This is a genomic window from Streptomyces sp. NPDC025784 (assembly GCF_055558435.1).
The window spans coordinates 318835-345624 of the sequence record NZ_JBVHMN010000009.1 but is presented as its reverse complement, the minus strand read 5'-3'; the positions used below and the strand labels follow the sequence as shown (position 1 = coordinate 345624).

At 72.0% G+C, this 26790-nt stretch carries 18 protein-coding genes and 1 pseudogene; 11 read left to right on the top strand and 8 right to left on the bottom strand.

Annotated elements, in window-relative coordinates; translation table 11 throughout:
- The first annotated feature begins 4 nt into the window (after positions 1-4).
- From ACZ4IF_RS22325 to ACZ4IF_RS22280, 10 genes and pseudogenes are all read left to right on the top strand, one after another.
- Complete coding sequence (locus tag ACZ4IF_RS22325) at positions 5-253, top strand: hypothetical protein (RefSeq protein WP_467565344.1); 249 nt, start codon at positions 5-7, stop codon at positions 251-253.
- 386 nt (positions 254-639) lie between these two features.
- A complete protein-coding gene (locus ACZ4IF_RS22320) occupies positions 640-1920 on the top strand; it encodes an MFS transporter (protein WP_467565263.1) in 1281 nt (426 codons plus the stop codon).
- Between the two features lie 48 nt (positions 1921-1968).
- On the top strand, positions 1969-2445 hold the full coding sequence (locus tag ACZ4IF_RS22315) for a hemerythrin domain-containing protein (protein WP_467565261.1): 477 nt from the start codon (positions 1969-1971) through the stop codon (positions 2443-2445).
- A 308-nt stretch (positions 2446-2753) separates the two neighbouring features.
- Complete coding sequence (locus tag ACZ4IF_RS22310; RefSeq protein WP_467565342.1) at positions 2754-6443, top strand: nitrate reductase subunit alpha; 3690 nt, start codon at positions 2754-2756, stop codon at positions 6441-6443.
- On the top strand, positions 6443-8134 hold the full coding sequence (gene narH, locus ACZ4IF_RS22305) for a nitrate reductase subunit beta (RefSeq protein WP_467565259.1): 1692 nt from the start codon (positions 6443-6445) through the stop codon (positions 8132-8134). Before ACZ4IF_RS22310 ends, narH begins: the two co-directional genes overlap by 1 nt.
- On the top strand, positions 8131-8793 hold the full coding sequence (narJ, locus tag ACZ4IF_RS22300; protein ID WP_467565257.1) for a nitrate reductase molybdenum cofactor assembly chaperone: 663 nt from the start codon (positions 8131-8133) through the stop codon (positions 8791-8793). Before narH ends, narJ begins: the two co-directional genes overlap by 4 nt.
- Positions 8790-9557, top strand: a complete 768-nt coding sequence (gene narI / locus ACZ4IF_RS22295) for a respiratory nitrate reductase subunit gamma (RefSeq protein ID WP_467565256.1) — start codon at positions 8790-8792, stop codon at positions 9555-9557. The genes narJ and narI overlap by 4 nt, the downstream gene beginning before the upstream one ends.
- Positions 9554-9901, top strand: coding sequence for a cupin domain-containing protein (locus ACZ4IF_RS22290; RefSeq protein ID WP_467565254.1), 348 nt, complete (start codon positions 9554-9556; stop codon positions 9899-9901). The genes narI and ACZ4IF_RS22290 overlap by 4 nt, the downstream gene beginning before the upstream one ends.
- Positions 9902-10372: 471 nt before the next feature.
- A pseudogene (locus ACZ4IF_RS22285) lies at positions 10373-11965 on the top strand (oleate hydratase).
- A 338-nt stretch (positions 11966-12303) separates the two neighbouring features.
- Positions 12304-13509 carry a globin domain-containing protein gene (locus tag ACZ4IF_RS22280; protein ID WP_467565252.1) on the top strand — a complete coding sequence of 402 codons (1206 nt, stop codon included), beginning with the start codon at positions 12304-12306 and terminating at the stop codon, positions 13507-13509.
- Between the two features lie 118 nt (positions 13510-13627).
- Here the strand turns inward: ACZ4IF_RS22280 and ACZ4IF_RS22275 are convergent, their stop codons facing one another.
- From ACZ4IF_RS22275 to ACZ4IF_RS22240, 8 genes are all read right to left on the bottom strand, one after another.
- On the bottom strand, positions 13628-15397 hold the full coding sequence (locus ACZ4IF_RS22275; RefSeq protein ID WP_467565340.1) for an SWIM zinc finger family protein: 1770 nt from the start codon (positions 15395-15397) through the stop codon (positions 13628-13630).
- Between the two features lie 1385 nt (positions 15398-16782).
- Positions 16783-19626, bottom strand: coding sequence for a DEAD/DEAH box helicase (locus ACZ4IF_RS22270; protein ID WP_467565250.1), 2844 nt, complete (start codon positions 19624-19626; stop codon positions 16783-16785).
- Positions 19627-19756: 130 nt separating this feature from the next.
- Positions 19757-20338 (bottom strand): sugar kinase, encoded by a 582-nt coding sequence (locus tag ACZ4IF_RS22265; protein WP_467565248.1) that lies wholly within the window; start codon positions 20336-20338, stop codon positions 19757-19759.
- The gene (locus tag ACZ4IF_RS22260; RefSeq protein WP_095937492.1) at positions 20335-21480 is read right to left on the bottom strand and encodes an ROK family glucokinase; all 1146 of its coding nucleotides are present in this window, start codon (positions 21478-21480) and stop codon (positions 20335-20337) included. Before ACZ4IF_RS22260 ends, ACZ4IF_RS22265 begins: the two co-directional genes overlap by 4 nt.
- A gap of 120 nt (positions 21481-21600) precedes the next feature.
- Positions 21601-22422, bottom strand: coding sequence for an ATP-binding cassette domain-containing protein (locus ACZ4IF_RS22255; protein WP_359500702.1), 822 nt, complete (start codon positions 22420-22422; stop codon positions 21601-21603).
- A complete protein-coding gene (locus ACZ4IF_RS22250) occupies positions 22419-23480 on the bottom strand; it encodes an ABC transporter permease (protein WP_467565246.1) in 1062 nt (353 codons plus the stop codon). The genes ACZ4IF_RS22255 and ACZ4IF_RS22250 overlap by 4 nt, the downstream gene beginning before the upstream one ends.
- On the bottom strand, positions 23477-24481 hold the full coding sequence (locus ACZ4IF_RS22245; RefSeq protein WP_467565244.1) for a sugar ABC transporter substrate-binding protein: 1005 nt from the start codon (positions 24479-24481) through the stop codon (positions 23477-23479). Before ACZ4IF_RS22245 ends, ACZ4IF_RS22250 begins: the two co-directional genes overlap by 4 nt.
- A gap of 378 nt (positions 24482-24859) precedes the next feature.
- Positions 24860-25609 carry a GntR family transcriptional regulator gene (locus tag ACZ4IF_RS22240; RefSeq protein ID WP_467565339.1) on the bottom strand — a complete coding sequence of 250 codons (750 nt, stop codon included), beginning with the start codon at positions 25607-25609 and terminating at the stop codon, positions 24860-24862.
- Between the two features lie 116 nt (positions 25610-25725).
- Between ACZ4IF_RS22240 and ACZ4IF_RS22235 the strand changes: the two genes are divergently transcribed.
- The gene (locus tag ACZ4IF_RS22235) at positions 25726-26739 is read left to right on the top strand and encodes a Gfo/Idh/MocA family protein (protein WP_345649816.1); all 1014 of its coding nucleotides are present in this window, start codon (positions 25726-25728) and stop codon (positions 26737-26739) included.
- Positions 26740-26790 lie beyond the last annotated feature (51 nt).

Below are 26790 nucleotides of genomic sequence, written 5' to 3'. Positions count from 1 at the left end.
CTGGCTGCGGGCGGGCCAGGCACTTCAGTACGTGCTGCTCACGGCGACCGCGCACGGGCTGCGCACGTCACTCATGCACCAGGCCATGGAGTGGCCCGACCTGCGGGCCGCGACGGCCCTGCCGGGACACAAGCGGTGTCATCCGCAGATGCTGATCCGATTCGGCTACGGACCGGACGGCGGCCGCACCCCGCGAGCGCCCGGGCGTTGGCGTCCCGGAGCACCGCCTGCCACCGAAACCGAAACGAGTTGAGGGCGCGGACTGTCCCTGTGCCGTCCGAGGAAGACGGCGGACAGGCCGTAGCTGTCCGCCGAGAAGGAGGCCGGCCTCTCAGCCCCGCGCCGCAGGCATCCCCGGGGTCGCGGCCGGTAACGAGCTCCGCCTCAGTGTCCGAGCCGCCAGACGGGCAGTGATGGTGACAAGGGGCGGATTGGCCCTGCGTGCCTGGCCGTTGGGCGCGGGGGAGGCGGATCCGACCTTGAGGACCGTTTACCTGGTCCGTAGGGCCCCTCGGCCCATGTCGCCCGGGCGCCCGGATGCGGACAGTGGCTGCGAGGCGTTCGATCCGGGGCAGGGAACACGCGGTTCCCATACGACCCCACGCGCCGAACCGACGTGAGAGTGAAGGGACGGACACCATGGTCCAGCCGACGACGGAGAACGAGAGGCCGGTCTCGGGTGCGCCGGTGCCAGGCCGGGCATGGCTGATGCTGGCCCTGGCCACCATCGGGTTCGCCGTCAACTTCTGGGCGTGGGCGCTGCTGAGCCCGCTCGGCCCGCGGTTCAAGGACTCCCTCGGCCTGTCTTCGTTCCAGCAGTCGTTGCTGGTGGCGGTACCGGTCGTGGTCGGCTCCCTCGGCCGCATCCCGGTGGGCGCGCTGACCGACCGGTTCGGCGGCCGGATCATGTTCCCGATCGTGTCCGCGGCCACCATCGTGCCGGTCCTTTATCTGGGTCTGGCCGGGCATTCCTCGCTCACCGCGCTGCTGGCCGGCGGGTTCTTCCTCGGCATCGGCGGCACCGCCTTCGCCGTCGGCGTGCCCTTCGTCAACGCCTGGTTCCCGCCCGCACGACGCGGGCTGGCCATCGGCGTCTTCGGCGCCGGTATGGGGGGCACCGCGATCAGCGCCCTGACCACCGTCAAGCTGGTCGACGCACACAGCATGTCGACCCCCTTCCTGATCACTGCCGTAGTGCTCGCCGTCTACGCCGTGGCCGCCGGACTCCTGCTGCGCGACGCCCCCGGCCGCACGGCGCCGACCGAGCCGCTGACCCGTCGTCTGGCGGCCACCTTCAAGCTGGGCATCACCTGGCAGGCGTCCGCCCTGTATGCGGTGGCCTTCGGCGGCTACGTCGCCTTCTCCGTCTACCTGCCCACCTACCTCAAGACCGGCTACGGCCTCACCCAGGCGGACGCCGCGAACCGCATGGCCGGCTTCGTGCTGCTGGCGGTGGCGATGCGCCCGGTCGGCGGCTGGCTGTCGGACCGCATCGGCCCGGTCCGGGTGCTGGCCGCGTCGCTGGCCGTGGTGGCCGTGGGAGCGGTGGTGCAGTCCTTCACCCCGTCGCTGGCCCCGGTGGGCACCATCGCGTTCCTGGCCATGGCCGGCGCGCTCGGCGCGGGCAGCGGTGCGACCTTCGCCCTGGTGGCCCTGCTGACTCCGGCGAACAAGGTCGGCTCCGTCACCGGAGTGGTCGGCGCCGCGGGCGGCCTGGGCGGCTTCGTGCCGCCCCTGGTGATGGGTTCGCTCTACGGCGAGTACGGGACGTACGCGGCCGGCCTCGTCCTGCTGGCGATCGTGGCCGCCGCGGCGCTGGGCTTCACCCTCACCGGTGTCCGCTCCGCCGTCCAGGGCGGCGGCCGGGCTCCCCGCACCGACCGTGGACAGCGGCACCACGGGGCGCACACGACGGCGTGAGACCACGCGGCTGACAACGACGCAACGAACAGGCAAGGAGAAGCCCAGATGTGCGAGTACTGCGGCTGCCAGTCCCTGGCGTCCATCGACGAGCTGACCCGCGAGCACGACGAGGTCGTCCGTCTGATCAGCCACCTGCGCCCCGCCCAGGACGACGGTGGCGTGGCCCGGATGGCCGAAATCGCCCGTGAGATCACCACCGTGCTCGACCCCCACACCCGCGTCGAGGAGCACGGCCTGTTCCCCGCCATGGCCGCCGACTTCCCCGAGCAGATCGCCGCTCTGGAGGCCGAGCACCGCCGCATCGAGTCGGTTCTGGCCGAGGCCGCCGACGGCGTCACTCCCTCGGATCCCGCTTGGCCGGACCGCCTGATGGAGGTGATGGCGATGCTGCGCAACCACATCCTCAAGGAGCAGGACGGCGTCTTCCCGGCCGCACTCGCCGGCCTCGGCACCGAGGAGTGGGAAGCGGTCGAGAAGGTGCGCGCGGAGGCGGGCAGTGCCCTGTCCCCGCCGGCTGCCTGACGCTCATTCACAGCAGGTCACCACGGCGGTCCAGCCTCTACACCGGCTGGACCGCCGCTCGTCCGTACGGGCTGATCCGTTCCGGCGTCGTGTCTCGTTCGTGCATAGCCCTGCGAGAGCCGGTCAGCAGTTCGGCGCGCAAACGATCTCGGCGCCCGGTTTGCCTGACCGTGGTGCGGCTGTTGACCTCCCCGGGGACAGCGGTCGTATTGTCGTGAACGGCCAGACTTGATCACGACTCGAACGGGCCGGCACGCCCGGGGCGGAGTGACACGGTGAGCTCGGAAACCAGCCGGACACGGGCAGGCATGGACGGCGACCTGACGGACGCCCTGGTGCGCTCCCGCCGGTTCTTCACCCGGGCGGAGGTCTCCGAGGACCTGCGCACCGTGCACCGAAAGGGCGGCAGGCAGGCCGACGACTTCTACCGGGACCGCTGGTCGCACGACAAGGTCGTGCGCTCCACGCACGGCGTGAACTGCACCGGCTCCTGCTCGTGGAAGGTGTACGTCAAGGACGGCATCATCACCTGGGAAGCCCAGCAGACCGACTACCCCTCGGTCGGACCCGACCGCCCCGAGTACGAGCCGCGCGGCTGCCCACGCGGAGCCGCCTTCTCCTGGTACACGTACTCGCCCACGAGGGTGCGCCACCCCTACGTGCGCGGGGTGCTCCTGCAGATGTACCGGGAGGCGAAGGCCCGCCTCGGCGATCCGGTGGCGGCCTGGGCTGACATCGTCTCCGACCCCGAGAAGGCGCGCCGCTACAAGAGGGCGCGCGGCAGGGGCGGCCTGGTCCGTGCGAGCTGGGACGAGGCGACCGAGATGGTCGCCGCCGCACACGTGCACACCATCAAGGAGCACGGCCCCGACCGGCTCGCCGGGTTCTCCCCGATCCCGGCGATGTCGATGGTCTCGCACGCCGCAGGGGCCCGCTTCTACTCGCTGCTGGGCGGGGTGATGCTGTCCTTCTACGACTGGTACGCAGATCTGCCGGTTGCCTCCCCGCAGGTGTTCGGCGACCAGACGGACGTACCGGAGTCGGGGGACTGGTGGGATGCCGGCTATCTGATCATGTGGGGTTCGAACCTGCCGGTGACCCGCACCCCGGACGCGCACTGGATGGCGGAGGCCCGCTACCGGGGTCAGAAGGTGGTGGCGGTCTCTCCGGACTACGCGGACAACGTGAAGTTCGCCGACGAGTGGCTGCCCGCCCAGCCCGGCACCGACGGGGCGCTGGCCATGGCCATGGGGCATGTGATCCTCAAGGAGTTCTTCGTCGACCGGCCCACCCCGTACTTCACCGGCTACGTCAAGCAGTACACGGATCTCCCCTTCCTGGTCTCCCTCGACGAGGTCGAAGGAGAACCGGGCACGTACACGCCGGGCAAGTTCCTGACCGCCGCCGATCTGGGCGGCGAGCACGCCGAGGCCGAGCATGCGCAGTTCCGGACCGTGCTGCTCGATGCCGCCACCGGAAGGCCGGTGGTACCCAACGGCACACTCGGCGACCGCTTCGGCGAGTCCGGCGCCGGGAAATGGAACCTGGACCTCGCCGGCACCGACCCCCTGCTGTCCGCCGAGGGGAGTGACGAGGCACCCGTCGCCGTCGAACTGCCCCGCTTCGACGCCCCCGACGGCAGCGCGGACCGGTTGAAGCGCGGCGTGCCGGTGCGCCGGGTGTTTGGGCGGCTGGTGACCACGGTGTACGACCTGCTGCTGGCCCAGTACGGAGTGGCCCGCGACGGGCTGTCCGGCCACTGGCCCACCGGCTACGACGACGCGGCCGAGCCGTACACACCGGCCTGGCAGGAAGCGATCACCGGCGTGGAGGCCGGGAAGGCGGCCCGTATCGCCCGGGAGTTCGCTGCCAACGCCGAGGAGTCCAGCGGCCGTTCGATGATCATCATGGGTGCGGGGACGAACCACTGGTTCCACTCCGACACCATCTACCGGGCGTTCCTGACCCTGACCACGCTGACCGGCTGCCAGGGGGTCAACGGCGGCGGCTGGGCGCACTATGTCGGCCAGGAGAAGGTCCGGCCGATCACCGGCTACTCGGCCATCGCCACCGCGGCGGACTGGAACAGGCCGGCCCGGCAGATGATCCAGACCGCGTACTGGTACCTGCACGGCGACCAGTTCCGCTACGACCCGTTCTCCGCCGACACCCTGGCGGCGGCCGGCCCGGGCGCGGGCGGCCCGTTCGCCGGGAAGACCACGGCGGATGTGGTCGCGCAGTCGGCGCGGATGGGCTGGATGCCGTCGTATCCGACCTTCGACCGCAATCCCCTCGATCTGGCCGACGAGGCTGAGGCGGCCGGGCGCGGCGTGGGTGAACACGTGGTGGAGGAACTGAGGGCGGGGCGGCTGGGGTTCGCGGGCGAGGATCCGGACGCCCCGGAGAACTTCCCGCGCGTGCTGACGGTGTGGCGGGCCAACCTGCTGGGATCCTCGGCCAAGGGCAACGAGTACTTCCTCAAGCACCTGCTGGGCACCGATGCCTCGGTCCGCGCGGCCGAAGCGCCGCCGGAGGCCCGTCCGACGAACGTGGTGTGGCGAGATCAGGCCCCCGAGGGCAAACTCGACCTGCTGCTCACCCTGGACTTCCGCATGACCAGCACCACGGTCTTCTCCGACATCGTGCTGCCGGCGGCGACCTGGTACGAGAAGCACGACCTGTCCAGCACGGACATGCACCCCTTCGTGCACGCGTTCAACCCGGCCATCGCCCCGCCCTGGCAGACCCGCACCGACTGGGACGCCTTCCACACGATCGCGAAGGAGTTCAGCCGCCAGGCCGTCGAGCATCTCGGGGTGCGAAAGGACGTGGTGGCCGCGCCGCTGCTGCACGACACCCCGGACGAGCTGGCCAATCCGCACGGCCGGGTCCGCGACTGGAAGGCCGGCGAGTGTGAGCCGGTACCCGGCCGCACCATGCCCAAACTGATCACGGTCGAGCGCGACTACGGTGCCGTCGCCGACAAGATGGGTGCCCTCGGCCCGCTGCTGGACAGCCTGGGCGCCACCACCAAGGGCGTCACCTTCAAGCTCGAGCGCGAGCTGGAGTACCTGCGGCACAAGAACGGCACCGTGCACGGCGGGGCCGCCGACGGACGGCCGTCGATCGCCCGCGACGTGCACGCCTGCGAGGCGATCCTCGCGATGTCCGGCACCACCAACGGCCATCTCGCGACCCAGGGCTTCCACACCGTGGAGGCCCGGACCGGCACCCGACTGGCCGATCTGGCCGCCGAGCACGAGGGCAAACAGATCACCTTCGCCGACACCCAGGCCGCACCCGTCCCGGTCATCACGTCCCCGGAGTGGTCAGGCTCGGAGACCGGCGGGCGCCGCTACTCCCCGTTCACCGTCAACGTCGAACGCCTCAAGCCCTGGCACACCCTCACCGGACGCCAGCACTTCTATCTCGACCACGACTGGATGACCGCGCTGGGCGAGCAACTACCCGTATACCGACCACCTTTGAACATGCACGCGCTGTTCGACGAACCCCGTGTGGGCGAGGTCGGCGAGCTCGGGGTGACGGTGCGCTACCTGACCCCGCACAACAAGTGGTCCATCCACTCCGAGTACCAGGACAACCTGTTCATGCTGTCCCTGTCCCGGGGCGGGCCGACGATCTGGATGAGCACGAAGGACGCGGCGAAGGTCGGCGTGAGCGACAACGACTGGATCGAGGCGGTCAACCGCAACGGGGTCGTCGCGGCCCGCGCGATCGTCTCGCACCGCATGCCCGAGGGCACCGTCTACATGCACCACGCCCAGGACCGCCTGATCGACGTGCCCCGCACCGAGACCACCGGCCGGCGTGGCGGCATCCACAACAGCCTGACCCGGCTGCTGATCAAACCGAGCCACCTGATCGGCGGCTACGCCCAGCTGTCCTACGCCTTCAACTACCTCGGCCCGACCGGCAACCAGCGCGACGAGGTCACCGTCATCCGCCGCCGCACGGACCAGGAGGTGCAGTACTGATGCGCGTCATGGCCCAGATGGCGATGGTGATGAATCTCGACAAGTGCATCGGCTGCCACACCTGCTCGGTCACCTGCAAACAGGCGTGGACCAACCGCACCGGCGTCGAGTACGTGTGGTTCAACAACGTCGAGACCCGCCCCGGCCAGGGCTACCCCCGCCGCTACGAGGACCAGGAGACCTGGCGCGGCGGCTGGGAGCTGAACACGAAGGGCCGCCTCGCGCTGAAGGCGGGCGGCCGGTTCAAGAAGCTGATCACGATCTTCTCCAACCCGGTCCTGCCCACGCTCGACGACTACTACGAGCCATGGACGTACGACTACGAGACCCTGACGAACGCCCCGCTGCAGGAGCACACCCCCGTCGCCCGCCCCAAATCGTTGATCACCGGCAAGGACATGAAGATCTCCTGGTCGGCGAACTGGGACGACGACCTCGGCAACTCCGCCGCAACCGGTGAGAAGGACGTGCTGCTCCATCAGGTATCGGAGAAGATCAAGCTCGAGTTCGAGCAGACCTTCATGTTCTACCTGCCGCGGATCTGCGAGCACTGCCTCAACCCGTCCTGCGCCGCGTCCTGCCCCTCCGGCGCGATCTACAAGCGGGAAGAGGACGGCATCGTCCTGGTCGACCAGGACCGCTGCCGCGGCTGGCGGATGTGCGTGACCGGATGCCCGTACAAGAAGGTCTACTTCAACCACCGCACCGGCAAGGCCGAGAAGTGCACCTTCTGCTTCCCCCGCGTCGAGGTCGGCCTGCCGACCGTCTGCTCCGAGACCTGCGTGGGCCGGCTGCGCTACATCGGGCTCGTCCTCTACGACGCCGACAAGGTGCTGGAGGCCGCCTCCACCCCGGACGACACCGATCTGTACGAAGCCCAGCGTGGCGTCTTCCTCGATCCCGACGACCCGCGGATCGTGCGGGAGGCGGAGAGGGCGGGCATCCCCCGGGACTGGATCGAGGCCGCCCAGCGCTCTCCGATCCATGCGCTGATCAACACGTTCAAGGTGGCCCTGCCGCTGCATCCGGAGTACCGGACGATGCCGATGGTCTGGTACATCCCGCCGCTTTCCCCGGTGGTGGACGCCGTGCGTGACACCGGCGAGGACGCCGAGGACCACCGAAACCTGTTCGCCGCCGTCGACGCGCTGCGCATCCCCGTCGACTACCTCGCTCAGCTGTTCACCGCGGGCGACCCGGCCCCCGTGGATGCGGTGCTGCGCCGCCTGGCGGCGATGCGCGCCTACATGCGTGACATCAATCTCGGCCGTGAACCCGATGCCGCCATCCCCGAGGCGGTGGGGATGGGCGAGGAGCAGATGTACGACATGTACCGGCTGCTGGCGCTCGCCAAGTACGACGAGCGGTACGTCATCCCGCCCGCGCATGCCGAACAGGCCCACCAGCTCGAAGAACTCGCCACCGAGTGCAGCCTGGACTACGAGGGCGGCCCCGGCATGGGCGGCTCCGGCCCCTTCGGCGAGACCTCCGGCGGCGCCGCCCCGATCGCGGTGGAGAACTTCCACGCCCTGCGCGACCGCCAGACGTCCGACACTCCCGCCGCCCCCACCGACAAGGCCACCCGCGTCAATCTCCTCGACTGGGACGGCAAGAGCTCCCCACCCGGCCTTTTCCCGGACAGGCCATCCGACGGCAGCGCCACCGGCGGGGAGGGAGAGCGGAAGCCATGAGACGCAAGCCCACGCGCACCGCCCGCCCGCAGCCGTGGCACCCCCACGCCTGGCAGGTGCAGTCCCTGCTGCTCGCCTACCCCGACGAGCAGTTCGAACAGCGCCTGGCCCTGGCCGGCCGGGTCGCCGTCACCCTGCCCGAGCCGGTGGCCGGTCCCCTGCTCCGTTTCACCGCACACGCCGAGCGGACCGCCCCCGCCGATCTGGCCACGGCCTACGTCGCCACCTTCGACCACCGCAAACGCTGCTGCCTGTACCTGACGTACTACGCGCACGGCGACACCAGGAAGCGCGGCGTCGGCCTGTTGCGGCTGAAGCAGACGTATGCGGCGGCCGGTTGGCGCCTGAGCGACGACGAACTGCCCGACCACCTCGCCGTCGTCCTCGAGTTCGCCGCCACCGACCCGGCCACCGGACAACGCCTGCTCACCGACCATCGGGCCGGCCTGGAACTGCTGCGCCTGGCCCTGACCGAGGACGGCTCGCCCTGGGCGCACGTACTGGACTCCGTCTCGGCCACCCTGCCCTCCCTCGCCGGCGACGAGCGCGAAGCCGTCCTGCGCCTTGCCGCCCAGGGACCGCCCGAAGAACAGGTCGGCCTCGACCCGTACGCCTCGCCGGTGTTCCTGCCCGACCCCGTCGTAGGAGGCCCCCGATGACCGCACCCGCGCAGTCCCTCAACGCGGCGGCCGAGACGGGCACCGGCGGCATCCTGCTGTGGGTCGTCCTGCCCTACATCGCCCTCGCCGTCTTCGTCCTCGGCCATGTCTGGCGCTACCGCTACGACAAGTTCGGCTGGACCACCCGCTCCTCCCAGCTCTACGAACGACGCCTGCTGCGCATCGGCAGCCCGCTGTTCCACTTCGGCATCCTCGTCGTGCTGCTGGGCCACATCGGCGGCCTGGTCATCCCCAAGAGCTGGACCACAGCGGCCGGCATCAGCGAGCACACCTATCACCTGGGCGCGGTTGTCCTGGGCACGATCGCCGGCGTCGCCACGCTCGGCGGACTGGCCATCCTGGTCTACCGGCGCCGCACGGTGGGCCCGGTCTTCTCCGCGACCACCCGTAACGACAAGGCCATGTACCTGTCCCTGACGGTGACCGTCGTGCTCGGCCTGTCCGCCACGGTCGTCGCCAATCTCATCGGCGGAGGCTACGACTACCGCGAAGCCATCTCCCCCTGGTTCCGATCCATCTTCTACCTCCAGCCCGACCCCGACCGGATGACCGGTGCCCCGATCCTCTTCAAGCTCCACGCCATCAGCGCCATGCTGCTCTTCGCAGCCTGGCCCTTCACCCGCCTGGTCCACATGCTCACCGCACCCGTGGGCTACCTGACCCGCCCCTACATCGTCTACCGCAGCCGGGACGTCCAACTCGGTGCCCGCGCCCCGCGCCGCGGATGGGAGCGCACCCGATGACCTCGACCCCGAACGACTCCGGCGCGGTCGTGCCGTTGCGCAGCCTCGGCCAGGAACTGCTGGCCGAGGCCCGCACCGTCGACTCAGGGCGGGCCGCACGCACCATCGTGGCCCTGCCCGGACTGCGGACCACGCTGCTGGCCCTGACAGCAGGACGTGAACTCGCCGAACACCAGGCCCCCGGCGCCGCGACCCTGATCTGCCTGGCCGGACAGGCCCGTCTGGCCACCGCCGAGCGAGAATGGGACCTCCGCGAGGACGCCCTCGTAGCCGTCCCCGATCAACGTCACCGGCTCATCGCCGACAGCGACACGCTCGTCCTGCTCACCGTCCGACTGGGCTGAGAGCACACCGCTGGGGTGTGCGCATCGTGGCGGCATGCCCGCTCAGCTCGCGTTGGCCGGGCCGCGTGCACCGGTGTCCTGCGGCCCTCGGGTTCTTCCCGGCGTCGGGCTGAGGGCCACGTCGTTCGCGGTCCGGTGAGCGCCCTGACATGGCTGGTGGCCCGCTCAGCACACCGGACGGCACACCCATCGACTGGCTGCGCGCGAGCCGCGTCTGTCCGGCTGCGTCGTCGTACGCCTGCGTGTGGCACGGTGCCCGGGGCCGGGCCCGTCGGCGCCTGATCAGGGACATCCGGCCCCTGCCTGCACGGCTTCCCCTGGAATTGGCTGACGGTTACGGGCGCCGGTCGTCATCCCGCCGGCGCCACGCCGTGCGCACAAGTCAGCCTCATCACAGATGGCGCCCCGCCGCACGGGCCTTGACCACTGTCGGCCGCCCGGTGGACCTGGGCGGCAGAACGGAGGGACGTCATGACCGACGCTCCGCAGCAGTCCCGCGCCTACCTCGTCGGCGGCGGCATCGCCTCGCTCGCGGCGGCCGCCTTCCTCGTCCGCGACGGCCGCTTCCCTGGCGAGAACATCCGCATCCTGGAGGAGCTCCCCGTTGCCGGCGGCTCGATGGACGGCAGCGGCGAGCCCGCCGGCTACGTCACCCGGGGCGGGCGGATGCTGGAGGAGGAGGCGTACACCTGCCTGTGGGACCTCCTGGAAACCATTCCCACCCTGACCGACGAGACGGTGACGGTGCGCGAGGAGATCCAGGCGTTCAACGCCGAGTGGCCCACCGACGCCAAGGCGCGCCTGATCGGCAAGGGCGCCACTGTCCTGGACGCCGCCGACTACGGCCTGGATGCCCGGGACCGTCTGGAGCTGACCCGCCTGCTGGTGCTGCCCGAAGCGGTGATCGGCGCCCGCCGCATCGAGGACTTCTTCTCCCCGCACTTCTTCGCGACCAACTTCTGGGCGATGTGGCGCACCACGTTCGCCTTCCAGAACTGGCACAGCGCCATCGAGCTCAAGCGCTATTTCCTGCGCTTCATGCAGGAGTTCCCGCGCATGCACACCCTGGCGGGGGTGCGCCGCACCCGGCTCAACCAGTACGACTCGATCATCCGCCCGCTGCGGGCCTGGCTGGAGGACCTCGGCGTCCACATCGAGCACGGCGTACGGGTCACCGATGTGGACTTCATCACCGAGGACGACGGCACTCGGCGCGTGCGACGCCTGCACCTCGACCGCGCCGGGGAACCCGGCACAGTCGAGCTCACCGACGACGACTACGCGTTCCTCACGCTGGGGTCGATGACCGCCGACGCCGCCTACGGCAGCGACGACACCGTGCCCGAGCTGCACCGCGGCAAGCGGGACGGCGGCTGGCGACTGTGGGAGACCATCGCGTCCAAGGCCGGCGACTTCGGGCGCCCCACTGCCTTCAACGGCAATGTGGACGAAGCCAAGTGGGAGTCCTTCACCCTCACGATGCGCAGCCCCCTGCTCCTGCACCGCATCGAGGAGCTGTCCGGCAACCTCCCTGGCACGGGCGCGTTGATGACGTTCAAGGACTCCAACTGGCTGATGTCGATCGTGGTGCCCCACGCCCCGCACTTCGACGGCTAGCCCGAGGACGTCTACACCCTGTGGGGCTACGGACTGTTCGTCGACAAGGAGGGCGACTTCATCGGTAAGCCGATGGCCCAGGCAACCGGCCGGGAGATCCTCACCGAACTCCTCGGCCACCTCGGCATGTCCGACCTCGAGGATCAGGCCGCGGCGACCACGACGGTGATCCCGGTGATGATGCCGTACATCACCAGCCAGTTCGCCCCGCGCACGACGCACGACCGACCGCGGGTCATTCCGCGGGGAGCGGCGAACTTCGCCTTCCTCGGCCAGTACACCGAGATACCGGAGGACGTGGTCTTCACCGTTGAATACTCCGTGCGCGGCGCCATGCACGCCGTCTACGGACTGCTCGGCCTCGACGAGCGCGAGATCCCCGGCATCTACCACGCCCTCGCCGACCCGAGAACGGCCTTCGGCGCACTCAAGGCCGCGCTGTCCTGAGCCGCACTGCCATTCCTGTGGCGCCGGCACAAGTGTGATACCGCGGTGCACCAGCCTTCCGTCGCCCCCGTACGGGGGCGACGGAAGGGGTTTGCTCCCCCCTCTCTGGTGGCCTGCCCGGAGAAGCCGGGCCAGGCTTCCCAGAGCGGGCGCACCGGCGGGCCACCTGGAGGCAGTGACCGGACCGGCCCGACGGGCCCTGTCCTCAGGGAAGTTCGGCCCCATGTGTGGCCTCGGCGTCACCGACACGATCGATGTGCCGGTCGGATCCGCCTCACGGTCCCCGGCTGTGACGGTGAGCGCCGTCCCCATACGTGCCCGCGTTCCAAAGGAGAGCCATGCTTTCGCCCGAGTCGGCCGCTGTCATTCGCGCCACCCTGCCCGCCGTCGGCGGGGCACTGGACGAGATCACGGCACGTTTCTACGGCACCATGTTCGCCGAGCAGCCCGAGTTGCTGGACGGGCTGTTCAACCGCGGCAACCAGGCCAGTGGCGAGCAGCGACGTGCCCTGGCCGCGTCCATCGCGTCCTTTGCCCAGGCGCTGCTGGCCGACCCGGGCACCCGCCCCGACGCGCTGCTTGCCCGGATCGCCCACAAGCACGCCGCGCTCGGCGTCACCGAGGACCAGTACACGATCGTCCACAAGTACCTCTTCCGCGCCATCGCCGACGTGCTCGGTGAGGCGGTCACACCGGAGGTCGCCGAGGCCTGGGACGAGGTGTACTGGCTGATGGCCGGTGCCCTCATCGCCCAGGAGGCCCGGCTCTACCAGGAAGCCCAGGTCGACCCCCGGCACCCGTGGCGACAGTGGACCGTAGTGGAGCGACGGGAGGAGACCCCGGACGTGGCGTCCTTCCTGCTGCGCCCGGCAGACCACGGCCCCGTGCCGCCGGCCCGCGCCGGCCAGTACGTCAGCGTCCGCGTGCTCATGCCCGACGGCATCCACCAGACCCGCCAATACAGCCTGTCCAACGCTCCGGGCGACCGGCTGCGGCGCATCACCGTCAGGCGGGTGGCGAGCGTCGCCGAGGCCCCGGAGGGCGAGGTCTCCAGCCAACTGCACCGTACAGTCATGCCCGGCGGCGAACTCACCCTGTCGGCCCCGTTCGGAGACGTCGTGCTCGACGATGCCGACACCCCCCTCGTGCTGGTGTCCGCCGGCATCGGCATCACCCCCATGGTCGCCATGCTCGAACACCTCGCTGCCACCGGCTCGCCCCGTCCGGTCCATGTCCTGCACGCCAACCGCACCCCTGCTGACCATGCCCTGCGCACCGACATCCGCCGTCTCGTGGAACAACTGCCCGACGCACGGGCAGAGTTCTGGTACGAACAGGAAGCAACCGAGGAACCCGGTTCTCGCACAGGCCTGATGGATCTCGACGGACTGGACCTGCCCGCCGACGCCGACGTGTACCTGTGCGGATCGCTTCCCTTCATGCGCGCCGTCCGCTCCCAACTGCTCCAGGCCGGTATCCCCGCGCGCCGCATCCGCTACGAGGTCTTCGGCCCCGACCTGTGGCTGGCCCACGCCGAGGGCTGAGACGTCCGCCCGCCGAGGCAGCAGGAAGCAGGAAGCACACGATCAGGGACGGCCCACAAGGCTGGTGGTCAAGGCCGCGCGCGGGCGGGCCCGCGCCGGCCGTGGGACACCGCGGCGGTCACAGCTCGCCGGGTACCCCGAGGCCGGTCAGGGCGCCCACCGGATCGAGGTCGGGGGTGCCCCTGGGCCACCAGTCGTCGTGGCCCGGTTCCGACTCGTAGGCGTACCAGAGGCCGTTCTGGCCCAGGCGCAGCTGGGCGTGACCCCGCGGGTGGGTGAGGTGGTTGCGCCAGGGGCGGAAGGCGGGCAGGTCGGCGGCGAGCAGGAGCGGCCGGGCCCGGTCGAAGCGGCCCGCCGGAGGGTCCCAGGGCTCCTCGAGCACCCTGAGCGCCTCGAATCCGCCCTGGCGCCACGCGGCGACGGCCCGCGCCAGGTCGGTCGCGGTGCGCCCCGACGCGGAGGCCAAAGACGCGTACAGGGCGCGGGTCGCGGCCGTGAGTCCGGAACCGGGCCGGGCCGCGGCGATACGAACCGCGTCCTGCCACAGCGTCAGCTCCGCTACGGGGTCACGGCCCGTGGTGAGCAGCGCGTGCGCGCGGGCGGCGGCGTCGGTGGCCAACTGGTCGAGCGCGAACGTGTCCGGGCCCCCGGGCACGCCCGGGTAGGTCGGCGGCTGCGCGGGGTGCGCGGGCGGCGGCAGCGGTGCGGGGAGCGGCGGCAGGGCGCGCGTCGCGAGCACGTCACCGGCGCGCACGCCGGGGACGGGCGCCGGTTCCCGTTCCTGCGCGGCGCGGGCAGCACGGGCCGCGCTGCGCCGGGACAGCGCGTCGAGCAGCTCGCGCTCGCCACGACCGCGCAGCAGGAGCAGGACGAACGGGTCCTCGTCCAGCAGACGTGCCGCCTGGTAGCAGAGGGCGGCGGCGTGCTTGCAGGGATGGCCGGAGTCGGGGCAGCTGCACCGCGGTTCCAGGTCGCCGGAGCCGGGGAGCAGCGCGACCCCGCACTCCGCGAGCGACCTGGGCATCTGCTTGTCGAGGAGCGCGGCGATGTGTCCGGGCCGCTCGGCCGCGGCGTCCAGGAAACGGTCCCAGTCCTCGTCCGACAGCGTCCGGACCCTGACCTGCACGCGATACGGCCGCGGGCGCGTGCCGTGCACATACGCGAGCACCAGGCCCGGGGTGACGGTGATGGCGTCCACATGTCCGTGTCCCGCGTACGTCCGCCCGCGCGCCAGCCGTGCCGCGTCCAGCGCCCCTTCCTCCAGGGCACTGACCCAGGCGTTCCCCCACCATGTCTCCGCGAAGGCGTCGGTCTCCGGCACCCGCGCCGGGAAGGCCGGAAACGTACGGCGCAGCTCGCCGTCGCGCCCCGGGGACGCCATGGAACGGGGTAGCCGGTCGCCCGTGGGCACGGCCCCGTCCGCGGTTCCAGGGCGCGCCTCGCGTGCGTCGGCCGATCCGCCGTGCCCGGAGCCGGGACGCGCGGTACGGCCGCCGCGCGACGGCCCGCTCCGGTCGCCCGGTTCTCCGGACGGCTGGTCCGCGGCCGCCCGGTACCGAGCGTCGCTTCCGGCCGGGTCCGCGGCTCGCGGTGTCTCGTCCTCGTCGCCCGGCCGGCCGGGCGTGGGGGGCGGGGCCGCCGGGAGCGGCCCCCCGGGCAGCGCGGGGCCGCCACGGCGACCTCCGTCGTCCACGTCACCCGCTGCTCCGGATACGACGTCCGGGGCCGTCGCCGACAGGTCCGAGGGCCGCGCCGGGTGCCCGGCTACGGGCTCTCGGCCCGCACCGCGGGGCCCTGCGTGCGGCCGATCGGAGGGCACGGACGTGTCCTCGGTGCCGTCGGCGTCGTCGGTGGGCATCCGGAACGCCCCGGCGAGCAGCTCCCGCAGTTCGCGGGCCCGCGGCTCCGGGTCCCGGCGGCGCCGCGCAGGCGGGGCCGCCCGGCGACCGGTCCTCGACCCGGCGGACCGGCTCCCGCGCTCAACCGCCTCGGAAACAGCGGCGATGGGCCTACTCCTCCCGGGTCCTGCCTCATCTGTCGCGGCATCCTCGCGGGCTCGTCGCGCCTCGTCACGCGCCGCACGCAACGCCTCACGTGCCACGTCGCCGGGGCGGGCGCCGCGGCCCGCGGCGCCCGCGGCGGGGCTGTCCGCCGGACGGGGTCCGTGCCCGCCCGCCGCACGCAACGGACCCGGTCCGTCGGGCTCGGAGAGTTCGGAGGGCGACGCGGCGCCTGGTGAGGGCGCGGAGACCGAGGAGGTCTCGGAACCCGAGAGGGTCTTGGAGCCCGACGCAGCCGCGGCCTCCGAGGAGCCGTCGGCACCCGAGGGGTTCTCAGGGTCCGAGGGATTCTCAGGCTCTGAGGGGTTCTCCAGGCCTGAGGGGTTCTCGACATGCGAGCCCCCGGCCCGCGCGCGACTCGCGGCCGTCGCACGCCGGAGGGCTTCGCGGGCCGCCTGGGCGGGCCCGGACGCGGGACGCGGCGCGGAAGCAGGGGCCGGCTCGGGCGCGGAGTCCGACATGGACGCGTGGCCGGGCGAGGAAGCGCGGCCCCGCCCGGACGCGGCATCCGACGCAGCCGCGGGCCCCGGCCCGGAACCGAAGTCCCGTGCGGAACGGGAATCCGGTACGGAATCAGCGTCCGGTGCCGAAGCAAGGCCTGGCGTGGACGCCGGACGCGGCGCGGGAGCGAGCCCTCGCGCAGACACGGGACCCGTCGCAGACGCATGATCCGGCGCGGACCCGCTGCCCGGCGCAGACACGGGACCCAGCCCGGAACCGGGACCCGACGCAGACGCGCGACCGGGCCCGGAGGCGGGCCCAGCCCCCGAAGCGGAACCTCCTGTCGACGCGGAATCCGGCGCGGCAGCGGAAGCATGGGCCGACGAGGCAACGGGAGCCGGTGTCGCTCCGTCGCCCGGTGTCGGAGCCGAGGTAGGCCCCGCTCCCCCGTGAGCCCCGGAGGCGTCCCCCGGTGTGGCGGTCTCGCTCCTCGCCGAGGCGGCGCCCGGCGCGGAGGGCGGCTCGTCCCGGCCGGTGTCGGCCCCCGAGGACAGCTCATCCCCGTCGGTGCCGGACGCCGCGGACGGTGCGGGCGCGGGGGGCTTCGCCCCGGCCCCCCGCGCCCCCCGCTCCCGCGCGGCCCGCAGGGCACGGCGGGCCTCGTCGGCGGGGCGCCCGCCGGTCACCGGGCGGAGGTCCTGCGACGCGTCGGTCACCCGGCGGGAGTCGCGCGCCGCGTCGGTCGTCGGCCGTTCTTCGCCTGCGTCATCGGTCATGCGGACCTCCGCAGCGACACCAGGTCCGACAGCTCACGGTCGGTCAGTTCGGTCAGGGACGCCTCGCCGGAGCCGAGGATCGCGTCGGCCAGCGCCCGCTTCGCTTCGAGCATCTCGGCGATGCGGTCCTCCACCGTGCCCTCGGTGATGAGGCGGTGGACCTGCACGGGCTGGGTCTGGCCGATGCGGTAGGCGCGGTCGGTGGCCTGTTCCTCGACGGCCGGGTTCCACCAGCGGTCGAAGTGCACCACGTGGCCGGCCCGGGTGAGGTTCAGGCCGGTGCCCGCGGCCTTGAGCGAGAGCACCAGGACCGGCGTCGCCCCGCTCTGGAAGCGGTCCACCATGCGCTCGCGGTCGGCGACCGGGGTGCCGCCGTGCAGCAGCTCCACCGGGACGGCGCGGGCCGTGAGATGGGCCGTGATCAGCCGGGCCATGCCGACGTACTGCGTGAAGACCAGGGCCGAACCGTCCTCGGCGAGCAGCGTGTCCAGCAGCTCGTCGAGCAGGTCCAGCTTGCCGGAGCGGGCGGAGGGCCCCTGGGCGGCGGAGCCTGCCTCCTCCTTGAGGTACAGCGCCGGGTGGTTGCAGATCTGCTTGAGCGAGGTGAGCAGTTTCAGGACCAGCCCCCGGCGGGCCATGCCCTCGGACGTCTCGATCGCCAGCATCGACTCCCGGACCACCGCTTCGTACAGGGACGCCTGTTCACGGGTCAGCGGCACGGGGTGGTCCGTCTCCGTCTTCGGCGGGAGCTCGGGGACGATGCCGGGGTCGGACTTCTTGCGGCGGAGCAGGAAGGGGCGGATCACGCGGGACAGACGGGCCACCGCCTGCTCGTCCTCGCCGTTCTCCACTGCGCGGGCGTGCCGGGCGCGGAAGGACTTGAGGGGGCCCAGCAGGCCGGGGGTCGTCCAGTCGAGCAGGGCCCACAGCTCGGAGAGGTTGTTCTCCACGGGGGTGCCGGTGAGCGCCACGCGCGCGGGCGCCGGGACGGTGCGCAGGGCCTTGGCCGTCGCCGAGTACGGATTCTTGACGTGCTGTGCCTCGTCCGCGACGACCATGCCCCACTTCTGCTGGGCGAGCAGGGGTGCCGTGGACCGCATGGTCCCGTACGTCGTCAGGACGAAGCCGCCTTCGAGGCCGTCCAGGGTGCGGTCGGGGCCGTGGAAGCGGCGCACGGGGACTCCGGGCGCGAAACGGGTGATCTCCCGCTGCCAGTTGCCCAGCAGCGACGCGGGGCAGACGACCAGGGTGGGCTCGCTGCGGGCGCGCCGCAGGTGCAGCGCGATGACGGTGACGGTCTTGCCGAGCCCCATGTCGTCGGCGAGGCAGCCGCCGAGCCCCAGGGAGGTCATGAGGTCGAGCCAGGCGAGGCCGCGCAGTTGGTAGTCCCGCAGGCGGGCCTGGAGGCCGGGTGGCGGCTCGACCGGTCCCACGCCGGCCGTCAGGCGGTCGCGCAGCGCGGCCAGCGCGCCGACCGGTACCGCGTCGACGGTCTCGCCGTCGACCTCGGCGCTGCCGGTGAGGGCGACGGACAGGGCGTCGACCGGGTCGAGGAGGCCCAGCTCGCGCTTGCGTGCCTTGCGGACGAGGGCCGGGTCGACGAGCACCCACTGGTCGCGCAGCCGTACGACGGGGCGGTGGGCCTCGGCGAGGGTGTCCATCTCGGCCTCGGTGAGCGGATCTCCGCCGAGCGCCAGCTGCCAGCGGAACTGGAGGAGGTCCTCGCTCTCGAAGAATCCCGTGCCGTCCGTCGCCGACCCGGGCGCCGGGCGCACCACGGCGGCGGCGCTGAGGTCCTGGGCGAGGTCGCGGGGCCAGTGCACGGCGACCCCGGCGGCGCCGAGCCGGGTCGCCGCGATGCCGAGCAGATCGGACAGCTCCTCCTCGGAGAGGGCGAGCACGTCGGGCACGTCCTGTTCGGAGAGCCGGTCCAAGGGCGGCCAGACGCGGGCGGCGCGGCGCACGGCCAGGGCCGCGTCGACGCGCGCGCGGGGCCCGAACGTCGTGTCGGCGTCCCCCGCCCACAGGGCCGTGGCGTCCACGACGAGTGTGGGGTCGGCGAGGCTGTGCACCTGGACGACGGCCGCGCCGGCCCGGCGGGCGCCCTCGCCGTCGTCGAAGAGCTGGTACGCGGACAGGTCGAGCCGGAGCGAGATCCGCACGCCCGCGTCCATGCCCGCGGCGACCTCGGCGGCCCAGTCGTGGGCGCCGGGCAGCCGCTGGGGCTCCTGGGCGGCGAAGGGCCTGCCCGAGGTGTGGGGGGCCGCCGGGGTGCGGGGCAGGGTGTCGGCGACCGCGTCCAGGAAGGCCCGCACCAGGGCTTCCGGTTCCGGCAGGCGCAGCGGGCCCTTGCCGGGGAGGGGGACGGCGTGCCCCTCGTACGGCAGGGCGGCGGCCACGGCCCGCAGGTGGGTGATGTCGTCCTGGTCGAGGGGGCCGGCCCGCCAGGCGTCGAACCCGTCGGGGGTCAGACCCGGCAGCAGCCGGCCGCGTGCGACGAGCCGCAGCGCGTGCAGCGCCGCGGCGCCCCAGCAGGCGGTGGCGGGATGGGCGGCGGGGTCGCGGCGCGCCCCGGCCAGCAGGGGCAGGGCCTCGGCGACCGACAGGGTCACCGCGGGGACGGTGCCTCTGCGGACGCCGGTGCCGTGCGGCCGTACGACCGTGAGGTCGGTCCGGGGGGCCGGGGGCGTGCCGTCGGCACGCCCGGTGCCGGGGGCCGGTGTGCCGTCCGGATCCCAGAAGGCGATCCGCCCCTCGCGCGGCAGCGGCGCGGGGAGGAAGACGGCGGCGAGCCGCACGGACGGCGCCTGCCCGGTCGCCGTGACCACCCCGTCCCCCATACGTCCTGCCACCTCCCGCCCATCGGTCGAATCAGTTGTCTTCGACTCTACGGGCGGGCTCTGACAATCGGCCTCGCCGGCCGCGTCGCGCCGGACGAGGGCCGGGGTTCGGTCACGGTCACGGTCACGGTCACGGAATGGTGCGCGAGACCACGTACACCATGGGGTGCTCGGGCGTGCTCCAGTTCACGACGATGTCCTGGGTGGGCGCGGGGTCCTTCTGCTGGTGGACCAGGCCGGCCCAGGGGCCGGGGCCGGTGAACTCCCAGCCGACGACCTGCTGGTTGCGGGAGCTGATCGTGATGTCGTCCTTCTTCAGGGCGTCACGGCTGGTGCCGACGTCCTTGAGGAACGTGTCCAGGCCCGCCGGGGTGGTGCCGAACTGCACGTAGAGGCGGCTGGTCTTCCAGTTGTTCGTCTCGTAGTAGGCGACGTCGGTGGAGTTCGTCGGGATCGGCACCTGGTAGAGGCGGCGCTGGACGCGCGACGGCCAGCCGGCGGTGAGGCCGGTCGCCGAGTACTTCGCCTCCTTGTCCTTGCCGCTGTTGCGGCTCTGGTTGGCGGAGATCACCAGGTAGCCGGCGGGCACGCCGATGAGCAGCACGATGATGAGCAGCGTCAGGGCACGGCGGCGGAACTTGTGGCGCGGGTCCTCGGGAGGCCGCTGCGGCTCGTCCGGCGGGGACGCCTGGCGCGGCAGCGACGCCGTCACAGGGACCCCTGGGTGGTGCGGCGGGACTCGGCGTAGCGCTCGTACCGCTCGTAGCGCTCCACGCGGCGGCGCTTGGCGCGGCGGAAGCGGCGGGCGACGAGGCGGGCGAGGTCGGCCGCGCCGACCATGCCGGCCTCGGGGCCGAGCTGGGCACGGGCGATACGGGCCTCGGGGCGATAGCCGCGGCCCGTGAGGTGCCGGCGGAAGGCGTCCCGCGCGGGGCCGATGAGCAGGTCGTCGGCCGCGCTGACGCCGCCGCCGATGACGAAGCAGGAGGGGTCCAGGGCGGCGGCCAGGTTGGCGATGCCGACGCCGAGCCACTGCCCGATGTCCTGGAGCAGCTCGATGCACATGGCGTCGCCCTCGCGGGCCAGCTCGGTGATCATCGGGCCGGTGATGTCGCCGACGCTGCCCTTGACGTGCTCGATGATGCCGTACGCCACCGGGGAGTCGGCGGCGGCGAGCTCGCGGGCCTCGCGGACCAGGGCGTTGCCCGAGCTGTACTGCTCCCAGCAGCCGCGGTTGCCGCACGGGCAGCGGTGGCCGCCGGGCACGACCTGCATGTGCCCGAACTCGCCCGCGACGCCGAACTTGCCGCGCTTGACCTGGCCGTCCTCGAGGATCGCGCCGCCGATGCCGGTGCCGAGCGTGATCATCACCAGGTGGTCCTCGCCGCGGCCGGCGCCGAAGCGCCACTCGGCCCAGGCGGCGGTGTTGGCGTCGTTGTCGACGAGCACCGGGACGGAGAGCCGGCCGGAGAGCCGGTCGCGCAGCGGTTCGTTGCGCCACGACAGGTGGGGGGCGAACAGGACCCGGTTGCGTTCCGCGTCGACCCAGCCCGCGGCACCGATGCCGACGGCGTGCACGTCGTGCCGGTCGGAGAGGTCCAGGACCAGTTCGACGATGGTGTCCTCGACGACCTTGGGGCTCTTGGACTTGTCCGGCGTCTCGGCACGGACCTTCTCCAGGATGTTGCCGTCGGCGTCCACGACGCCCGCCATCACCTTGGTGCCGCCGATGTCGATGCCGACGGTGGGGACGCGGGGCGCCGTCAGGTGCGATCGGCGCTCACGCGTCCCCACGGTCCGCAGGACGGTGGCCCGCGCGGAGCCGCGGTGTGCGAGGTCGCGGTAGGTGCTCATCGCGCCGATTCTGCCCTAAGCCCCGGCAGGGCTGCACCGCGGGAGCGCGGGGCGGCCGGTGCGCCGGGGCCCGTGTGCGGCCGGTCGCACCGTGCCGCGTGCCCGGGAAGGGGGTGCTTCCTAGGCGCCGCGTTCCAGCTCGTGACGGAGATCGTCCAGCTCGCTGCCCCCGGCCATCTGGCGGGTGAGCTCGTCGAGGGTGATCCCGTCGCGGGTGTGGCTGCCGGACATCGTCCCGCGCTTCAGCAGGACGAAACGATCACCCACCAGGTACGCGTGATGCGGATTGTGGGTGATCAACACAACACCCAGTCCCGCGTCCCGGGCGGCGGCCACATATTTGAGGACCACACCGGACTGCTTGACGCCGAGGGCGGCGGTGGGCTCGTCGAGGACGAGGACCTTGGCACCGAAGTGGACGGCGCGGGCGATCGCCACGCACTGGCGTTCGCCGCCGGAGAGGGTGCCGATGGGCTGGTCGACGTCGCGCAGGTCGATGCCCATGCGCAGCAGCTCCGCGTGGGTGGTCCTGCGCATGTGCTCGACGTCCAGGCGGCGGAAGGGGGCGACGCCCTTGCGCGGCTCGGAGCCGAGGAAGAAGTTCCGCCACACCGGCATCAGCGGGACGACGGCCAGGTCCTGGTAGACCGTGGCGATCCCGCGGTCCAGCGCCTCGCGCGGGGAGGCGAGCCGGGTCTCCTCGCCCTCGATGCGGAGGGTGCCCGCGTCGTGCTGGTGCCGACCCGCGATGATCTTGATGAGGGTGGACTTGCCCGCGCCGTTGTCGCCGAGGACGCAGGTGATCTCACCGGCGTGGACCTCCAGCGAGACCCCTTCGAGGGCGCGGATGTTCCCGTAGTACTTGCTGACGTCGTCGAGCTCGACGAGTGCCGTACGTTCCGGGGCGGCCCGACCGGCCGTCGTGTTCGCGTCGGTCGTCACTTCGTCGCCTCCGCCCGCTTGCGGACCCAGTGGTTGAGCAGGGTGGCCAGGAGCAGCATCACCCCGAGGAAGAACTTGAACCAGTCCGGGTTCCACTCGGCGAAGACGATGCCCTTGCTGACCATGCCGAAGATCAGCGCGCCGACCGCCGCGCCGACGGCGGAGCCGTAGCCGCCGGTGATCAGACAGCCGCCGATGACGGCCGCGATGATGTAGATCAGCTCGTTGCCGACGCCTTCACCGGACTGCACGACGTCGAACGAGAACAGCAGGTGCTGGCCGGAGATCCAGGCGCCGAAGGCGACACCCATGTAGAGGCCGATCTTGGTCTTGTCGACCGGGACGCCCACCGCGCGGGCGGCCTCCTCGCCGCCGCCGACGGCGTAGATCCAGTTGCCGACACGGGTGCGCAGCAGGATCCAGGTGGCGACGGCGACCAGGGCCAGCCACCACAGAATGGTGATCTTGAAGCCGACCCCGCCGATGGTGATCGTGGAGGCGAAGACGTCCTTGGCGGAGGAGAAGCCCTCCATGTCGGAGATCGACTTCGTGGAGACCGTGCCGCTGATCAGCTTGGTGAAGCCGAGGTTCATGCCGGTCAGCATCAGGAACGTGCCGAGCGTGATGATGAAGCTCGGCGGGTCGGTGCGGGTCAGCATGACGCCGTTGAAGACGCCGATCGCCAGGGTCACGACCAGCGAGACGAGGACGCCGACCCAGACGTTCGCGGTCATCTGGTAGCTGAACATCGAGGAGACCAGCGCGGAGCTGGTCACCATGACGCCCGCGGACAGGTCGAACTCGCCGCCGATCATGAGGAGCGCGACCGGGACGGCCATGATGCCGATGGTGGAGGCGGCGTAGAGGACGGTGCTGAGGCTCGACGCCCGGACGAAGCTGTCGGCGAAGACGGCGAAGAAGACGAAGACCGCGATCGCGCCGACCACGGACCCGAGCTCGGGCCGGTTCAGCAGCCTGCGCAGGGTCGAGGTCTTCAGGAGGCGCTCGTCGGTCCTCTCGCCGGGCGACGGCGTGGGGGCGGGTGCCGTCGTGCTCATCGAGTGCCCCGCTTCGCGTAGTCCTCCAGCTCGGCGGCCTGGTCCTTGGTGATGATCTGCGGGCCGGTGAGGACCGGCTTGCCGCCGCCGAGGACGTCGGCGTTGTACTTGTACAGCCAGAGCAGGTCGACGGCCTCGTACCCCTGGAGGTAGGGCTGCTGGTCGACGGCGAAGCCGAGCGTGCCGTTCTTCAGCTCGGCGGCCACCTTCTCGTTCAGGTCGAAGGTGTCGATCTCGGCCTTGCTGCCCGCGTCGTCCTTCGCCTTGACCGCGGTGTCGGCGAAGGGCGCGCCGAGGGTGACGACCGAGTCGATGGACTTGTCGGCCTGGAGCTTGGCGCCGATGGAGGCCTGGACGTCGGGCATGCTCGTGCCCTGGACGTACAGGTTCTGCACGTCGCCGTCGAAGGTCTTCTTGATGCCGGCGCAGCGCTGCTCGTGGCCGACGTTGCCCTGCTCGTGCAGCACGCACAGGGCCTTCTTGCGGCCCCGCTTGTTCAGCTCCTCGCCGACCGCCTCGCCGGCGATGGTCTCGTCCTGGCCGATGTGCGTGAGCGCGCCGAACGCCTTCGACTCCTCGGAGCCGGAGTTCACCGTGATCACGGGGATGCCGGCCTTCTCGGCGCGCGCGACGGCCGCCTTCATGGCGTCGGGCTTCGCGAGCGTGACGATGATGCCGTCGACCTTCTTGTCGACGGCGGCGTCCACGAGCTGCGCCTGCTGCTGCGCCTCGGCGTTGTGCGAGTACAGGAAGTTGATGTTGTCCTTGACGGCGGCCTGCTTGGCACCGTTCTGGACGATGTCCCAGAACGTGTCGCCATCACCCGAGTGGGTGATCATCGCGAACGTCCACTTGGGCGTGTCCACCGCGGCCCTGCCCTGGGCCGCCGCCGCCTTGCGGGCGTCCTCGGCCCGCTTCCCGCCGGTGCTGCTGCATCCCGCGAGGGACACCCCCAGCGCCCCTGCGAGCGCGATGCTTACCCAGGTCCGAGTCCGTGCCACGAGGCCGTGCCCTTCTTGCTGTGCTCCTTGTGCGCCGGGCCTTGCGGACCGGGCCGGGGACCCTCCGTCAGGCCCTCGCGAGCCGGCGTCGCACCGGCCCAAAAGCCCAAGTATCAATCACGGGGATCGTCCACCTCACCAGCGGGTCCCGCGCGTGGTGGGCCCGGCGGGTGGCCGTACGGCGTTTCCGGCGGGGTCGGCCGGGCGGCGGAAGCCCTTTTGCGAGACGGCTCCAGGGCGGCTCGGACGGCTACGGGAGCGGGCTGCGAGGGGCCGAAGTGGGGGGAGGCCGGAGTGCGGGCGCGACGGAGGGCGCGGGCGAGGCGAAGCGCACGGCCGTACGCGGAGCCGGAAGCGGCTGCGGGCCGGCGCCGGGTCTCAGGGGCGCACGAGGAGCTGGAACTCGAAGGAGTAGCGCGAGGCGCGGTAGATGTGGGTGCCGAACTCGACGGCGCGGCCGGTGTCGTCGAACGTCGTCCGCTGCATGGTGAGCAGGGGTGCCCCGGCCGGCTCGCCGAGCCGCTCGCCCTCCTCCGCGGTGGCCGCGCGGGCACCGACGGACTGGCGGGCGCTGTGCAGCGTGATGCCGGCCGTGCGCATCAGCCGGTACAGGCCCGTGGCCTCCATGCGGTCGCTGTCCAGCTCCAGGAGGTCGGGGGGCAGGAAGTTGCAGAGGTACGCCATCGGCTCGCCGTGGGCGAGCCGCAGCCGCTCCACCCGGTGCACCTCGCTGCCCTCGGTGACGCCGAGCGCGGCGGCGACCTCGGTCGAGGCCTCCTCGACGGTGTTGACGAGCACCCGGGTGGCGGGACGCTGCCCGGCCGACTCCAGGTCGTCGTAGAGGCTGCTCAGCTCCAGGGGGCGCTTCACCTGGCTGTGCACGACCTGGGTGCCGACGCCGCGGCGGCGCACGAGCAGGCCCTTGTCGACGAGGGACTGGATGGCCTGGCGGACCGTGGGCCGGGACAGGCCGAGCCGTCCGGCGAGCTCGATCTCGTTGCCCAGCAGGCTGCCCGGGGTCAGCGCTCCGTGCTCGATGGCGGCCTCCAGCTGCTGGGAGAGCTGGTAGTAGAGCGGGACCGGGCTGCTGCGGTCGACGCTGAGCTGGAGCGAGACGGTCGGATCCACATCTGGTTTCGGCACGGCCCGAGCGTAGCTCCGGGAAATGTTGACGGGAAGTTGTGAAGTTCGATTGTCCGGACAAAGCATTGACAGGGTGCCGGGTACGCCCTCAGTTTGTTCCCATGCGCATCGGACTCATCGGAGCGGGTCGTATCGGTACATTTCACGCGGCCACTCTCAGTCGTCATCGCGAGGTCGGCGGCTCGCTGATCATCACCGACGCGGACACCGCGCGGGCCCGCCGGCTGGCGGACCGGCTGGGCGCGACGGCGGCGCCCAGCGTGGACGAGATCTTCACCTGGGGCGTGGACGCGGTGGTCGTCACGGCGGCGACGTCGGCCCACTCCGAACTGATCGGTCGGGCAGCGCGCTCCGGGCTCCCGGTCTTCTGCGAGAAGCCCATCGCCCTCGATCTGGCGGGCACGCTGGACGCGCTGGCCGAGGTCGACGCCGCCGGAACGGTTCTGCAGCTGGGCTTCCAGCGCCGCTTCGACGTGGGCTACACGACGGCCCGGGAAGCCGTGCGGTCGGGACGGCTGGGCCGGCTGCACACCGTCCGTGCGATGACGTCCGACCAGGCACCGCCCCCGGCCGACTACCTGCCGCACTCCGGCGGGATCTACCGCGACTGCCTGATCCACGACTTCGACGCGCTCCGCTGGGTCACCGGCCACGAGGTCGTCGAGGTCTACGCGACCGGGTCCGACGCCGGACCCTCCATGTTCCGCGCGGCGGGCGACGTCGACACCGCCGCGGCCGTGCTCACCTTCGACGACGGCACGCTCGCCAGCGCGACGGCCGCCCGGATCAACGGCGCGGGCTACGACGTCCGCATGGAACTCGCCGGCGAGCTCGACCAGATCGCCGTCGGGCTCGACGACCGGACGCCGATCGCCTCCACGGAACCGGCCGGACCGCCGCCCGCCGACAAGCCGTGGACGGGTTTCCTGGAACGCTTCGGACCCGCCTACGAGGCCGAACTCGTCGCCTTCGTCGAGGTCGTCCGCGGCGAACGCGCCAACCCCTGCGACGGACGTGAGGCCCTGGAGGCGCTGCGCATCGCCGAGGCCTGCGAACTGTCCCGGCACGAACGGCGCCCCGTGCGCCTCGCGGAGATCCCGGACGGGCGGACCTGACAGCGGCGCCCGCCGGCGCTCCCCGACATCACCGGGAAGGCGCCGCAGCGG